The sequence below is a fragment of the Actinocorallia sp. API 0066 genome (genome assembly GCF_020991275.1).
GTDB lineage: Bacteria > Actinomycetota > Actinomycetes > Streptosporangiales > Streptosporangiaceae > Actinocorallia.
This window is the reverse complement of sequence record NZ_JAJLQY010000007.1, coordinates 113,542-127,282: the sequence shown is the minus strand read 5'-3', so window position 1 is coordinate 127,282 and position 13,741 is coordinate 113,542. Positions and strand designations below refer to the sequence as shown.

Annotated in this window: 8 protein-coding genes and 1 other RNA gene; 3 read left to right on the top strand and 6 right to left on the bottom strand. The window is 72.2% G+C overall.

The window, feature by feature from the left end; translation table 11 throughout:
• The first annotated feature begins 64 nt into the window (after positions 1–64).
• Positions 65–4,027 carry an alpha-(1->3)-arabinofuranosyltransferase family protein gene (locus LO762_RS18920; RefSeq protein ID WP_230616863.1) on the top strand — a complete coding sequence of 1,321 codons (3,963 nt, stop codon included), beginning with the start codon at positions 65–67 and terminating at the stop codon, positions 4,025–4,027.
• 25 nt (positions 4,028–4,052) lie between these two features.
• Here LO762_RS18920 and LO762_RS18915 read toward each other — a convergent pair whose 3' ends face one another.
• Positions 4,053–5,288, bottom strand: a complete 1,236-nt coding sequence (locus LO762_RS18915; RefSeq protein ID WP_304523669.1) for an acyltransferase — start codon at positions 5,286–5,288, stop codon at positions 4,053–4,055.
• Between the two features lie 85 nt (positions 5,289–5,373).
• On the opposite strand from LO762_RS18915, the gene LO762_RS18910 reads away from it, so the two are divergent.
• Together LO762_RS18910 and LO762_RS18905 are read left to right on the top strand one after the other, a co-directional pair.
• The gene (locus LO762_RS18910) at positions 5,374–6,123 is read left to right on the top strand and encodes an FkbM family methyltransferase (protein ID WP_230616861.1); all 750 of its coding nucleotides are present in this window, start codon (positions 5,374–5,376) and stop codon (positions 6,121–6,123) included.
• Positions 6,124–6,207: 84 nt separating this feature from the next.
• The gene (locus tag LO762_RS18905) at positions 6,208–7,041 is read left to right on the top strand and encodes a hypothetical protein (RefSeq protein WP_230616859.1); all 834 of its coding nucleotides are present in this window, start codon (positions 6,208–6,210) and stop codon (positions 7,039–7,041) included.
• 100 nt (positions 7,042–7,141) lie between these two features.
• Here LO762_RS18905 and LO762_RS18900 read toward each other — a convergent pair whose 3' ends face one another.
• The 5 genes from LO762_RS18900 to smpB all read right to left on the bottom strand — a co-directional run bounded on the left by LO762_RS18900 (position 7,142) and on the right by smpB (position 13,734).
• Positions 7,142–9,253 carry an acyl-CoA dehydrogenase gene (locus LO762_RS18900; protein WP_230616857.1) on the bottom strand — a complete coding sequence of 704 codons (2,112 nt, stop codon included), beginning with the start codon at positions 9,251–9,253 and terminating at the stop codon, positions 7,142–7,144.
• 65 nt (positions 9,254–9,318) lie between these two features.
• Positions 9,319–10,149, bottom strand: a complete 831-nt coding sequence (locus tag LO762_RS18895; RefSeq protein ID WP_230616855.1) for a hypothetical protein — start codon at positions 10,147–10,149, stop codon at positions 9,319–9,321.
• 664 nt (positions 10,150–10,813) lie between these two features.
• Positions 10,814–11,188: a transfer-messenger RNA gene (gene ssrA / locus LO762_RS18890) on the bottom strand.
• A 106-nt stretch (positions 11,189–11,294) separates the two neighbouring features.
• The gene (locus tag LO762_RS18885) at positions 11,295–13,256 is read right to left on the bottom strand and encodes a penicillin-binding transpeptidase domain-containing protein (RefSeq protein WP_230616853.1); all 1,962 of its coding nucleotides are present in this window, start codon (positions 13,254–13,256) and stop codon (positions 11,295–11,297) included.
• Between the two features lies 1 nt (position 13,257).
• Positions 13,258–13,734 (bottom strand): SsrA-binding protein SmpB, encoded by a 477-nt coding sequence (gene smpB / locus LO762_RS18880; protein WP_230616851.1) that lies wholly within the window; start codon positions 13,732–13,734, stop codon positions 13,258–13,260.
• Positions 13,735–13,741: the final 7 nt, after the last annotated feature.

The following is a 13,741-nucleotide window of genomic DNA, read 5'->3' as shown; positions in this document are numbered from 1 at the left end:
GGTCGCGAAGCGCCTGCCCCCGGGCCCAAACGAACGCACCGCGCGCGACAAGGTGCGGATCTGGGTGGGGGCGCTCGTTCTGCTCACCCTCGCGTTCGCGGCCGCGCCCGGCCGGATCCTGCCGGACACCAAGCTCGACATGGCGCTGAACCCCGACGGGTTCCTCGCGCGCGCGCTTCACCTGTGGGACCCGTCGGGCGCGTTCGGGCAGGTCCAGAACCAGGCGTACGGCTACTTCTTCCCGATGGGGCCGTTCTACCTTCTGGGCGACGCCCTGGGGACGCCCCCGTGGATCACCCAGCGGCTCTGGCTGGCGCTCGTGCTGTGCACCGCCTACTTCGGCGTCCTGCGGCTGGCCAGGGCGATGGACCTGGGCGGGCCGAACGCGCGGCTCGTCGCCGCGTTCGCCTACGCGCTCGCGCCCCGCGCGCAGACGCTGCTCGGGGTGAACTCCTCGGAGTTCTGGCCTACGGCGGTGCTGCCCTGGACCCTGCTTCCGCTGGTCACGGTCCGCTCGCCCCGGAAGGCGGCGGCCCTGTCGGCGCTCGGCGTCGTCGTCTGCGGCGGGATCAACGCGACGGCCGTCTTCGCGGTCCTGCTGGTGCCCGGCCTGTACCTGCTGTTCTACCGGCGGCGCCTCCTGCTGTGGTGGGTGCCGCTGACGGCCGCCGCGTCCTTCTGGTGGCTGGCCCCCACGTTCCTGATGGGCCGGTACGTCTTCCCGTTCCTCCCCTACACCGAGACGGCCACGACCACCACCTCGGTGACGTCGCTCCCGAACATCCTGCGCGGGGCGGCCCAATGGCCGGGCTACCTGCCGTCCGGGTTCAGCCCGTGGTGGCCCGCCGGGAACATGTTCGCCGCCTCCTGGTGGCTCGTCCTGGCGACCGGCCTCCTCGCCGGGTTCGGTCTGCTCGGGATCCACCGCTCCCGGCACCGCGTGTTCCTCGGCGTCAGCCTCCTGCTCGGCCTCGCGGTGATCGTCTCCGGGCATCCGGGCGGGCCGCTCGCCGACCAGGTCCGCGACCTCCTGGACGGGCCGCTCGCGCCGCTGCGCAACCTCCACAAGTTCGACGCGCTCGTCAGACTGCCGCTGGCGCTCGGACTGGCCCAGGTCGCGGTCAAGATACGGACCCACCGGGTCGCGGCCGTCCTCGTGGCGCTCACGGCCGTCCCGGCGGTGACCCCGGGGCTCGGGATCCGCGAGGCGCCGGTCGGCGTCCCGTCGTACATGCGGGAGGCCGCGGGCTGGCTCAACGCCCGCGAGGGCACCGTGCTCGCCGTGCCAGGCCAGGGGTTCGGGCAGTACACCTACGGCCGCATGATGGACGACCCCCTCCAGTCGCTCCTCACCGGCCGGTGGGCGGGCCGGATCGTCACGCCGAGCGGGTCGGTCGGCCTGGCCCGGCTGCTCCAGACGTTCGACGACAGGTTCGCCACCGGGCGCGGCTCCCCCGGCATGGCCGAGGTGCTCGCCAGGATGGGCGTCCGCTATCTGTTCGTCCGCAACGACGTGGAACGCGGCGTCCTGGCCGGGGCGTGGCCGTCGCGGGTGCACGACGCGATCGACGCCATGCCGGGCGTCCGGAAGGTCGCCGCGTTCGGCAAGGACGTCGGCCTGCCCTTCTCGGACGCGACGGCCTCCTACGACCAGCGCTACCGGGCCGTCGAGATCTACGAGATCCCGGCGGCCGCGCCGCGCGCCACCGTGGTGGAGGCCGAGCCCCTGCGCGTCACCGGGGGGCCCGAGGCGCTGATCGCGCTCGCCGACCAGGGCATGCTCGGCGACGGCCGTCCCGTCGTCCTCAACGACGCCGACGGGTCCGGCGCGGGCCCCGACGTCGCCACCGACACGCTGCGCCGCCGCGAACTCGCCTTCTCCGACCTGCGCGGCGGCGTCTCCACCACGATGACCGCCGACCAGGAGTACCTGGGCGACGCGTCCACCAAGGACTTCACGCTGCCCGGCTGGGAGGCGCACACCTCCGTCGCCGAATACCGGGGCATCAAGGACGTCACCGCCTCCACCAGCGCGGCCGACATCACCACGGGCTCCAACGTGGGCCTGCTCTCCCAGCATCCGTTCTCCGCCCTGGACGGCGACCCTTCGACCCAGTGGACGTCGGCGAGCTGGAGCGGGGCGATAGGCGAGTGGCTCAAGGTGGCGTTCACAGAGCCGCGCGATCCGGGCCGGATCTCAGCCGCGTTCTCCGTCAGCGACCTGCTGGGGCCGTCGGTCTCGGAGGTCGCGGTGGAGACGGAGGCGGGCCGGATCGTCCAGGAGGTCAGGAAGACGGCGCGGCCGCAGGAACTGCGCGTGCCTTCCGGGCAGACCCGCTGGCTCAAGGTGGAGATCACAGGGCTGCGGACCAAACGGGCCGTCACCCTCGGCACCAGGGTCGGGATCACCGAACTGCGGGTGCCCGGCGTGAAAGCAGAACGCGCCATCACGGTGCCGGACGGAGCGGGCACCCTCCTGTTCACCGGGCTGAACGGGTACTCGCCCGGCTGCACACGCGGCTCCCGCGCCTGGGTGTGCTCGGGCTACCTCGCCGCGCACGGCGAGGAGGGCACCGGGTTCGTCAGGGCGTTCACGCATCCGGGCGGCGAGGTCAGGCTGACGGGCACCGCGATCGTCTCCCACCCCGGCCTCGCCGCCGAGTACACCGGGACGGACGCCGTCCGGGCCTCCTCGGCGCTGGTGGACCATCCGGCGGCCCAGGCCCGGTCCGCCTTCGACGGCGACCCCTCGACGACCTGGACGCCCGACGTGGGCGACGACGACCCCAGCCTGACCCGGACGTTCGCCGAGCCCGTCACGGTCTCCTCGCTGCGCTTCACGTTCCCGGCCAGACGGGGCGTCACCCGGGTGACCGTCACCGGCGACAGGGGCGGGCCGCAGGAGACGTTCATCTCGCCCAAGGGCGTCGTCCGGATCGCCGCGATCCGGACCAGGACGCTCACCGTCGAGTTCCCCGGCACGCCCGGCATCCAGATCTCCGACGTGTCCATACCGGGCGTGCCTCCTTTGGGCGTCGCCAAGTCGGTGCCTTCCGGGTGCGGGACGGGGCCCGTCTTCACCGCCGGAGGGCGACGGCTCCAGACGCGGCTCGTAGGCGGGTCCGTCGAAGACGTGCTCGCCGGGCGGCCCGTGCCTTTCGCGTCGTGCGGGAAGGCGTCCCTTCCCTCGGGTGGGCAGACGCTCGAAGCCGAGCCGGGGTCCTTCCTCGTCGCGACGGCGGCCGTCCGGCCCGTCCGGGAGGCGCCCGCGAAGGCCGACGTCGCCGCCGCCTCCGTCACCCGCTGGGACGCCTCCGAACGGGCCGTGGAGGTCCGTACGACGTCCGGCGGGTACCTGACCGTCCCGGAGAACTTCAACCCCGGCTGGAAAGCCGTCCTGGACGGCCGGACCCTCACCCCCGTCACCCTGGACGGCTGGCGCCAGGCATGGAAGCTCCCCGCCGACGCGTCCGGCACCGTCCACCTCACCTACACCCCCGACCGCCCCTACCGCCTGGCCCTCCTCACCGGCGCCCTCATGGCCCTGGCCATCGCCCTCCTGGCCGCCCTCCCCTCCCGCCGCGCACCCACGCTCCTCCCCACACACCCCAAGGACCGCGACCTCTCCTGGACGGCCCCCCTCCTCGGCCTCTGGGCGGCGGGCCCCCTCGGCCTGGGCTGCGGCCTCCTCACCTGGGGCCTCCTCCAGCGCCGCCGCCCCCCGGCCCGCCTCATCCTCGCCCTGACCGCCCTTGCCTCCACCTCGACCCTCCTGGCCACCTACCTCTTCTCCAAGGGCCTCCCCCTCCTCCACCCCCTCCTCTCCAACCACCTCCCCACCGCCCTCTGCGTCGTCCTCATCACCCTCACCCTCCGCCCCCCGAGCAGGCCGCTCCGCCAGCCCAAGGCGCAACGACGCCAGGACCAGCGAGACCAAGGGGGCGCGCCCGATGCGGCCCTACGCCTCGATGACCAGGCGGCGCCAGAGGAACAGTCCGTAGGACACGACACCCGGACGGCCCGTTAGACCGTCCGCCCAGCCGACGCCGGAGTCAGTTCCCGGCGGAGACGGGACGCGGGGCGGGTTCCTCGCGAGGCGGGTTCCGGCGGGCGCGGGACTGGAGGTGGCGGGCCAGGCGTTGGGCGGGCTGTTCGACGAGGACGAGGCTGAGGGAGGCCAGGACGAGGGAGAACAGCACGGTGACGGACAGGACCAGCCAGAAGTCGAAGGCGAAGTGGTCACGGCCGGTGAGGGCGTACCAGCCTTCGATGACGACGGCGTGCCACAGGAAGACCCCGTAGGAGACCAGGCCGATTCTGCGCATCACGGGGTTGGCCAGGAGGCCGCGGGTGAAGGGGTGGTCGGGGGCGAGCGCGGCGGGCGCGACGGCGGCCGCGGCGACGACCACCGTGAGCAGCGAGAACACGACGTACTGCCGGGCCGTCTGGTCGCCGCCGAACAGCGGGGTCGCCAGCGGCGTCGAAAGCAGCGCCAGCGCCGAGACCGCCACCGTCCAGCCGATTCCGGGCGCGCGTCCGACGGCCTCGCTCAGCCGTCCGGGACGCTCCGCCAGCACGGCCAACGCCATCCCCAAGGCGAAGTACAGGAGCGAGCGCGGTAGCAGCCGCTCGTTGTAGAACAGCACGGCGATCGGGTCGTAGCCGAAGACCGGCCCCGTGTACTCCACGAACCGCAGCCCGAGCGCCTCGACGAGCGACAGCGCGAACAGCGCGCCGATCCCCCCGAGCAGCCGGCGCCGTGAGCCCCGCGCGAACCGGTGCAGCCCCAGGGCGAACAGCGGTAGCAGCAGGTAGAAAGCGGCCTCCACCGAGAGGCTCCAGATGGGCACGAGGCCGGGCAGGCCGAGCGCCGTCAGGTCCCACGGGGGGTTCGGGTCGTAGTTCTGGGTCAGGGTGATCATCTGGAGCCACAGCACGGGGTCGGCGGCGTGCTCGCGGTTCAGGAGGACCAGCGCGAAGGGCAGCATCAGCCAGTACGCGGGCAGGATGCGCAGGGCCCGGCGACGCAGGAAGTCCCGCGTGCCCGGCAAGGGCGTCCCGTCCAGGGTGGCCCGCGCGTACGGCCGGTAGAGCAGGTAGCCCGACAGCACAAAGAAGATCGGCACGCCCACACCGCCGGCCGCCAGCATCCGCCAGCCGATCCCCGGGTCGTTGAGCATGCCGGTGGGCCCGACCACGTGGACGCCGACGACGAGGGCGATGGCGACCGTGCGCAGGCCGTCCAGGGCGTCGAGGTGCCCGGTGGGCACCCTGCGCGGCCCGCCCATGCTGCCTCCAGGTCCGATCCGCCCCGGTGGTTCGGGGTGTGCACCAGTGTGCCGTCAGGGGAGGGGTGACGGGTACGTTCTGCAGATGAGCCAACGCCTGTCCCGGGCTGTCGCGCGGGTGCTGCCCAAGCGTCTGGTGGGCGCGGCCGTGAGGGCCGTGTACCCCCGCGCGGAGCCTGAGTTGCGGCACCTTGACGAGTTCGTCCCGGTGGGGGGCACGGCGGTGGACGTCGGCGCGTGGTTCGGGCCGTGGACGGCGCGGCTGCTCCGCAGGGCGGACCGTGTCGTCGCGGTCGAGGCGGATCCGGAGCTCGCGGCGCTGCTGGGGCGGACGTTCCCGGCCGTGCGGGTGGTCGCCGCGGCCGCGTCCGACCGGGACGGCATGGCCACCCTGTGGTCCCCGCCCGCCGGGGCGATCGTCGGGCTCTCGACGCTGGAGCGGGAGGCTGGCGGCGGCGCGAAGGTCCCCACCGTCGCCCTGGACGGCCTGGGGCTGGCCGACGTGCGGTTCCTGAAGTTCGACATCGAGGGGCACGAGTTGGCGGCGCTGCGGGGCGCTGAGGGGCTCGTGCGGGGTGATCTGCCGGTCCTGCTGCTGGAGCTGGAGGCCAGGCACGGCACGCTCGACCCGGTCGTCGACCTGCTGGACTCCTGGGGATATGCGGGGTTCGTCCGCTCCGGCGGCCGTTGGCAGTCACTGTCGGGTTTCGATCTTGCATCGCATCAGGCGGCCCACGCCGCGCACCTGACCCGTTCGTTTCCCAGCCGAGTACTGTTTCCCGGGACGGGATACCTCAACTCGGTACTCTTCCGGCATCATTCTCGGGCGCGCTGACCGCAAGAGGCCGTTCCCGGCAGGCGTTGTTACCCGTGGGTCAAGTGGTGTTGAATCGTGCCCGACCCCCCTGGAGGAGACACCGTGGATCGTCGTACCGACCGCACCGTCGGCCTGGTCACGATCATCGCCATGGCCGCCGTCCCCGCCGCCGTCCTCGGCCTGGTGCGGGTGGACGCGAGCTTCGACGGCGGCGCCCCCAGCGACGTCGCGATCACCCCGGTCTCCGAGGACTACCCCGGCGCGCCCAAGCGGCCGCCGAAAGCCGAGACCGTCGAGATCGTCCTCCCGCCCGCGCCCGCCACGCCGACCATGCCCAAGCCCGAGATCCCGGGCGAGTCGGGGCCGCTGCCCGCGCAGCTCACCTCCTTCACCCGCTACACCGGCACCGTGACGTTCCTGCCGGACGGAAGCGAGCAGACCCAGGAGGAGGCGCACTTCACGCTCAAGCCGAGGTTCACCATGAAGGCGACGAGCGTCAAGAGCCGCCTGGTCGGCCAGAAGTGGCGCAAGGTGAGCACCACGGTCATCACCATCAAGAACGGCGTGCAGACCACCAAGGTCGGCAAACAACCCGCCGAGCGGGAGCAGCTGACGCCCGAGCAGGTGGCCGAGCTGAAGCGCCAGGCCGACCCCCGGTTCATCACCCGGCAGATCAAGCGGCTGCCCGGCGTCCACACGCGGTACGACAAGAAGACCAAGCTTTACAAGCACTCCCTCGACCTCACCGCGGGCGGCAACTTCCTGCAGTACCTGCCCGAGGACATCGGCGGGCTGATCCCCGCGGGCGCGGAGCTGCTCGGCGTCAAGATCGAGGGCCTCTCGGACGCCAAGGACCACTCGGTCATCGCCTCGTTCAACGGCGCCAGCACCGTGGGCGCGATCGGCGTCGGCGTCGTCCACACCAACATGCGCTGAGCACACGCTCGGGGCCGCAGCTGTGTTCGATTGGGCCCGGAGGCGGACGCTTCGCGACCCCGACTTCGTCGGGAGCGCCCGCCCCCGGGCCGTGACCCGTTCAGGCGTCGCGGGGTAGCCCGAGGATGCGTTCTCCGATGACGTTCAGGTTGATCTCCGTGGTGCCGCCGCCGATCGTCATGGCCCGGGACGCCAGGAGGTAGCGCGTCCAGCGCGCGCGCAGGTCGCCCCGCCAGCCGCCGGTCAGGCCGCCGGACGTGCCCAGCAGCTCGTACCCGAACTCGGTGACGCGCTGGCCGTGCTCCATCGCGACGAGCTTCCGCACGGTCGCCGTCGCGCCCGGATCGGTGCCGGAGAGCTGCTTCATCGTGGCGCGCAGGCCGAGCAGCCGGAACGCGTGCTCGTCGGCGGCCAGCGCGCCCAGGCCGCGCCGCACCACGGGGTCGTCGGCGAGGCCCAGCCCGTCGATGAGCCGGACGAGCTTCGGCAGGTCCGCGCCGAGCTGGAAGGTCGAGGTCAGCCCGACCCGCTCGTTGGCGAGCGTGTTCCGCGCGACCTTCCACCCGGATCCGACGGGCCCCACCACAAGCTCGTCCGGCACGAACACCTCGTCCAGGAACACCTCGTTGAAGACGGCGTCACCCGTGGCCTCCCGTAGCGGCCTGATCTCGATGCCGGGTGAGGCCATGTCCACGAGGAAGTAGGTGATCCCGTCGTGCTTGGGCGCGTCGGGGTCGGTGCGGGCGAGGCAGATGCCCCAAGCGGCCTCGCGTGCCAGCGACGTCCAGATCTTCTGCCCGGAGATCAGCCACCCGCCCTCGACCCGCTCCGCGCGCGTCCGCAGTCCCGCCAGGTCGGAGCCCGCGCCGGGCTCGGAGAACAGCTGGCACCACAGGAACTCGCCGCGGAACGTCGGCGGCAGGAACCGCTCCTGCTGTTCGGGGGTGCCGTACTGGACGAGCGAGGGCACCACCCACGAGCCGATGAGCAGTTTGACCGGCTTGACGCCCGCCGCCTTCAGCTCCTGCGCTATGACGACCTGCTCCAACGCGCCCGCGTCCCGCCCCCACGGCCGGGGAAGGTGCGGGGCCACCCATCCCTCGGCGGCCATCGGGCCGCGCCGGGTGAACTCGTCCATCGCGGCGAACTCCGCGACGCGCGCCCTGATCTCGGCGCGCAGCGGCTCGGCCTCGGGCGGCAGCTCCAGCGCCGCCTCCCGGCGCACCCCCGCGAGGACGAGTTCGGCGAGCCTGTCCTCGGGCGAGGGGCCGCCCTTCACCAGCGCGCGCAGGGTGAGCGCCCTGCGGTAGACGAGGTGGGCGTCGTGCTCGAAGGTGTAGCCGATGCCGCCGTGCGTCTGGATGTTGTCGGCGGCGCACGCCACGGCGGCGTCGGCGGCGAGCGCCGCGGCCGCCTCGACGGCGTAGGGGTCGAGGGAGCGGGCGGCGTCCCACACCGTCGCGCGGGCCCGCTCCAGCAGCACCTGCATCCTGGCGAGCTTGTGCTTGATCCCCTGGAACTGGCCGATGGGCCTGCCGAACTGCTCGCGCATCCTCGCGTAGGAGACCGCGTCGTCGAGGGCGCGCGCGGCCACCCCGCACGCCTCCGCGCCGAGCAGGACGGCGGCCAGGGCCCGCGCGTCGCCGACGCCCGGCACCGGGGCCGCCACGACGCCGTCCACCGTGACCGACGCGACGCCGCGGGTCAGGTCGAGCGCCTCAAGGGGCGCCACAACGGCCTCAGTGGCCTCCAGCAGCACCCAGCCGTCCGCGACGGGCAGGAGGAGCAGATCGGCGCCCGCGGCCCCCAGCACGATCTCAGCGGCTCCCGAGACGGTGTCGCCGTCCCGCGTCAGGTCCGCGGTGAGCGCGACGGCGGCGGTGCGCGACCCGTCGGCGAGGCCCGGCAGCGCCTCCTTGGCCGCCGCCGACCCCGCGAGCAGCGCCCCGGCCAGGACGGTCGGGGTGAACGGCCCCGGCGCCAACGCCCTGCCGAGCTCCTCCACCGCGACGGCGGCCTCGACGAGCCCGAACCCCTGCCCGCCGTGCCCCTCGGGCAGGTGCAGGCCGAGCAGCCCCTGCGCGGCGAGCGCGGGCCAGAACGCGGGCCGCGCCGCCCCCTCCCGGACGGCCTCCGCCCCGACGTGCCGCGCGACGAATCCGCGCACGGACGCGGCGAGCGCCTCGTGCTCCTCGGTCAGACCGATCGCCATGAACCTGCCTCCTCACCCTCGGGTAAGGGGCAGGTTACTAGAACGCCGTTCGGTGACGGGAGGGGTCAGCCCGCCTCAAGGCCGTTGATCACCGCGTTGATGTCCGGCCACAGGCTCTTCGCCGTGTTCGGCATCGAGATGAACAGTAGCGAGGGCGACTTCCTCCCGGTGTCCACCAGCGCCGTCACCACGACCTCGCTCTTCGCGACGATCGGCGTCCGGTCGAAGCTGAACACCGAAGCGACAAGCCAGCCCTTCTTGCCGCTGACGGTGATCTCCTGGGAGGCGAACGGCCTGCTCTTGTGCGGGAACGCGTAGAGCCGGCTCTCCAGGCCCGCGGCGACCCTCTCGGTCTTCTCGCGCAGGTCGGCGCCTCCGGCGGCGGCGCGCTTCTCCACCGGGCCCAGCGCCTTGGACAGGATCGTCCCGTACCAGAGCTGGGTGCCCTTCTTCTCCGTGGGCAGGATCTGCTGGCCGGACCAGCCGCTCTGGAAAAGCTTGTTCTTCTTTGTCGGGACCGTCCACTTGCCCCCGAACGCCGGGTAGCGCAGCCGGGCGCCCTGGTCCTCGATGACGCCGGTGACGGGCGACCCCGCGCCCTTGAACTGCCGGAGCGGCTTCAGCGGGTAGACGGTGCCCGGCTCCGGCGTCATGCTCGGCACCGCCGCCGGACCGCTCGCCGACGGCCCGACGCGCGCGTCGCCGTCGTCCGCCGACCCGTCCTGGTTCAGCACGGTGACGGTGAGCGCGACAAAGGCGATGAGGGCGACGACGCCCATCCCGGCGAACAGGAACGTGCGGCCGCGGTCGCGCCGCATCTCGCCCTCGTCCAGCCCGGTGTTCTCGACCCCTGCCTGCTTGTTGGCCTCGGTCTCCTCGCGCATCCACTCGGGCATGCGCCAGTTCCCGCTGGACGGGATCCCCGCCTTGACCGGCCCGGCCGGCCCCGACATGTCGACGCCCGCGTATCCCGCGACCCCGGGCCCGTCATCCAGCCCGCCAAGGTCCTCAGCCGCATTTTCGGTCCGACCAGAAACCGGGTATCCCTCACCCGCGACCGCACCAGCCTGCTGCGGCACCCCAAGCCCACCAGACGCCTCGGGCCCCTCGGGGCCTTCCGCCCCAGAGATCACCGAGTGCGCGTCCCCGGACCACGTGGGTTCGGCGAACACCGGCTGCGGCCCAGACGTCGCCACACCCTCAGGACCGTCACCCACGACGCCACCCTCAGCCTTTTCCGGACGCTCCGAAAGCTCCCCCTGATCGGACATGCGGCACAGGCTACGCGAAGATCAAGATTCTGGACGCCGCAAGTCGATAACAACTTAGAACCCCCCTCCCCCACCCCCCACAACCCCCACATTCCCCCCACCCCAAGTGCCCAAAAACACACCCCCATCCCCCAACACACCCTTCCACAGCAACCACAGCCAAACCCCAGCCACGACAGCGGGGGCGTGGGGGCGGCAGCCCCCACATCGGGGGGCTCGGGGGGTCGCCCCCCCGACAAAGGAAACGAGCCGTGGGAGCGCCCCAAAGGGGCGCGAACACGGCTCGAGCGAGTGGAGGTGCAGGGAATCGAACCCTGGTCCTACAGCAGTGAGTCAGGTCTTCTCCGGGCGCAGCCTTGCATGGCGTTTTTCTCGGCCCCAGTGCTCTCGCAGGCTAGTCACTGACGGGCTCAGTCGCTGTTTGGTGTTCCCACCGGCCCCGCGACCGGGTCGGTGGGTTGAGTCTCCTAACGATGCCGGATCCTGGGTCGGAGACGCTCCCAGGCCGACAGAGTCGCTAACTCGCCTCAGGCGGCGAGGGCGAACTCAGTGCGCTTAGAGTTGGCACTTGTTGGTTTGCGATCTCGGGATTAACGAGGTCGTGATCGCAGCCCTCGGCCCGCTTCCCCTGGCACGACTACCGCAGTCGAAACCGATCACCCCCATGTATGAAGTTGTCAACGGCACTGAGCCTATCTGGTGAACGCGCCGCCTGCCAACGGCATTCCCGCCGCCCCGACGCCCCGGCGCCCCGACGGCGGGGACGGCCGTCAGGCCGCCCCGTCGGTGCTGGTCGCCTTGGCGGGCGGGGTGGCGGCGGCGTTGAGGAACAGGGAGGCGACGCGCGCGGCGTCGACGTTGCCCTCGATGGCCAGCGCGATCCCGTAGGTGTTGCCGTAGTAGCCGACGAACCAGGAGACGGTCTTGCCGTTCTCGTCGGTCACCGTGGACTTCAGGCCGCCCTGGTACTTCTTGCGGCCCTCGACGGCGGCCTTGGCCGTGCCGCGCCGCACCCCGGCCGCCATGATCTTCTGGAGTTCGTTGAGCGTCGTGGGCTCCACGAACCGGGCGGCGGCCGACGCGATCGGCGGCGGGTCCTGGATGAGCAGGGGTTCGCGCCATGTCCCGTTCTGGAGGGCGGCGGCGAACAGCGCCATGGTGAGCGGGCTGACCTTGACGGCCCCCTCGCCGACGGAGAACAGCCCCTTCTCGGCCTCGGTGACGGGCGTGAGCCCCTCGGCCCGCGCGTGCCTGACGTTGGACAGGTCCCAGCCGGAGCCGTCCAGGCCGAACTTCTCCAGGGTCGCCGCGAGCGTCGCCGGGTCGAGGGCGGCGCTGTCGCGGGCGAGCGCCGTCCGGCACCCGTTGGCGACGTTCAGGCCCAGCGTGGACTTGGTGCGCGGACGTGACGTCGAGAACACCACGCCGCCGACGGTCTCCTCCTCGGAGCAGGCCGACGCGGTGTCGGACTTCTGCCCCTTGGCGAGCAGCGCCGCCGCCAGCACGGGCGAGAAGGTCGTGCCGGGCGCGTAGAGTCCCTCGAACGCGAGGTTCTTCCCGGCGGTCAGGTGGTTGGCGGCGGCCAGCACCTCGCCGGTCTGGCTGCGCACCGCGACGAGCGAGGCGGGCACGCCCAGTTCGCGCAGCGCGTTCTCGGCCATGAACTGGACGCTCCGGTCGAGCGTGGTGCGGACGGGCAGGGCGTCGCGCGGGGTCAGGTCGTCCTGCCCGGCGACGGCGACCTCGGCGTCGGCCTCGGAGAAGTCGCGGATCTCCTTGCGGCGGGCGCCCTGCGCGTCGAGGATCACGACCTTGACGGCGGGCAGCCCGGCCAGCCGCCGCTGGAAGAGCAGTTGGAGCCCGGACGAGCCGACGGTGTCGCCCGGCTGGTAGGGGGCGCCGACCTGGCTGAGCACGTCGGTGGTGGCGGGGCCGACGAGTCCGAGGAGCGCGTCGGCCTGGATCGGCTGGGTCTCCAGTTCCTTGCTGCGCAGTTCCACGCCGGGCACCTGGCGCAGTTTGAGCGCCTGCGGGCTGCCGTTGGGGAACTCGGCGAGCTGGAGGAACGAGCGGGGCGGCGCGGAGGAGATCCGGCCCTTGAGCCGGTCCTTGTCCTGCTTGGTGATCTCGCCGATGCCGTCGACGGTGCCGTTGAGGTCGGTGAGGCGGCTGGGGATCACGCCGAAGATGTCGGTCTTGACGGCGCGCAGCAGGGAGCGTCCCTTGTTGTCCTGGATGACCTGGCGCTGCGGGACCTCGCTGACGACGGCGAGCCGCTCCCCCTCCTTCAACTGCGGGTGGATGACGGACGGGCTCCACACGACCTTCCAGATCCCGTCCAACCGCCGCAGCGTGAGGTGGCCCTGGTACTCCAGGGGGCGGCCGTTCTCGCCGAGGTCGATCCGCACCTGGAAGCGGGCGGCCGCGGTCTCGGCGCCGGTCTTGTCGATGCGGCCCTTCTCGTCGGGGGCGCCCCCGGTGCCGCCGGCCCGCAGCCGCAGCCGCAGCGACGCGGCGTCGAGCTGGGTCCGCACGTCCTTGAGCGCCTGGACGACGTCGCCGGGCGGCGCGCCGACGGTGTGCGAGGCGGCGGCCTCGTAGTTCTGCACCTGCCATGCGATGAGGAAGTCCTTGACGGTGAGGAACGGGCTCGCCTGCGCGCACGCCGAAAGCAGCCCGGCGAGCATCACCCCGCCCGTCGCCGCCCCGACGATCCTGCGTGTCCTGCTCACTTCACCGACCCCGGTTCCGTGCCCGCAGCGCCCGGGCCATCTCCCGGTCGGCGTCCCGCTGGGCGATGGTCTGCCGCTTGTCGTGCGCCTTCTTGCCCCGGGCGAGTCCGATCTCGACCTTGGCCTTGCCGTCCTTGAAATACAGGGCGAGCGGGACGAGCGTCAATCCCGGTTCGTTCGTCTCTTTGATGATCTTGCTGATCTCGCGCCGGTTCAGCAGCAGCTTCCGGGTGCGCCGCGCGGTGTGGTTGGTCCAGGTGCCCTGCGAGTACTCGGGGATGTGGATGTTGTACAGGTAGACCTCGCCGTGGCCGTCGACGGCCGCGTACCCGTCGACGAGGGACGCGCGGCCCTGGCGCAGCGACTTGACCTCCGTCCCGGTGAGGACCATGCCGGCCTCCCAGGTGTCGACGATCTGGTAGTCGAACCGCGCCTTCTTGTTCTGGGCGATGTACTTCTGGCCCTGCTCGCGAGGCACTCTCTGC

Bases quoted from the DNA above. Each gene is read 5' to 3' on its own strand.
- LO762_RS18900 (WP_230616857.1), bottom strand. From the start codon at position 9,253: ATGGCGATCGGTCTGACCGAGGAGCACGAGGCGCTCGCCGCGTCCGTG.
- LO762_RS18915 (WP_304523669.1), bottom strand. From the start codon at position 5,288: ATGGGCGGGCCGCGCAGGGTGCCCACCGGGCACCTCGACGCCCTGGAC.
- LO762_RS18895 (WP_230616855.1), bottom strand. From the start codon at position 10,149: ATGCCCGAGTGGATGCGCGAGGAGACCGAGGCCAACAAGCAGGCAGGG.
- LO762_RS18910 (WP_230616861.1), top strand. From the start codon at position 5,374: ATGAGCCAACGCCTGTCCCGGGCTGTCGCGCGGGTGCTGCCCAAGCGT.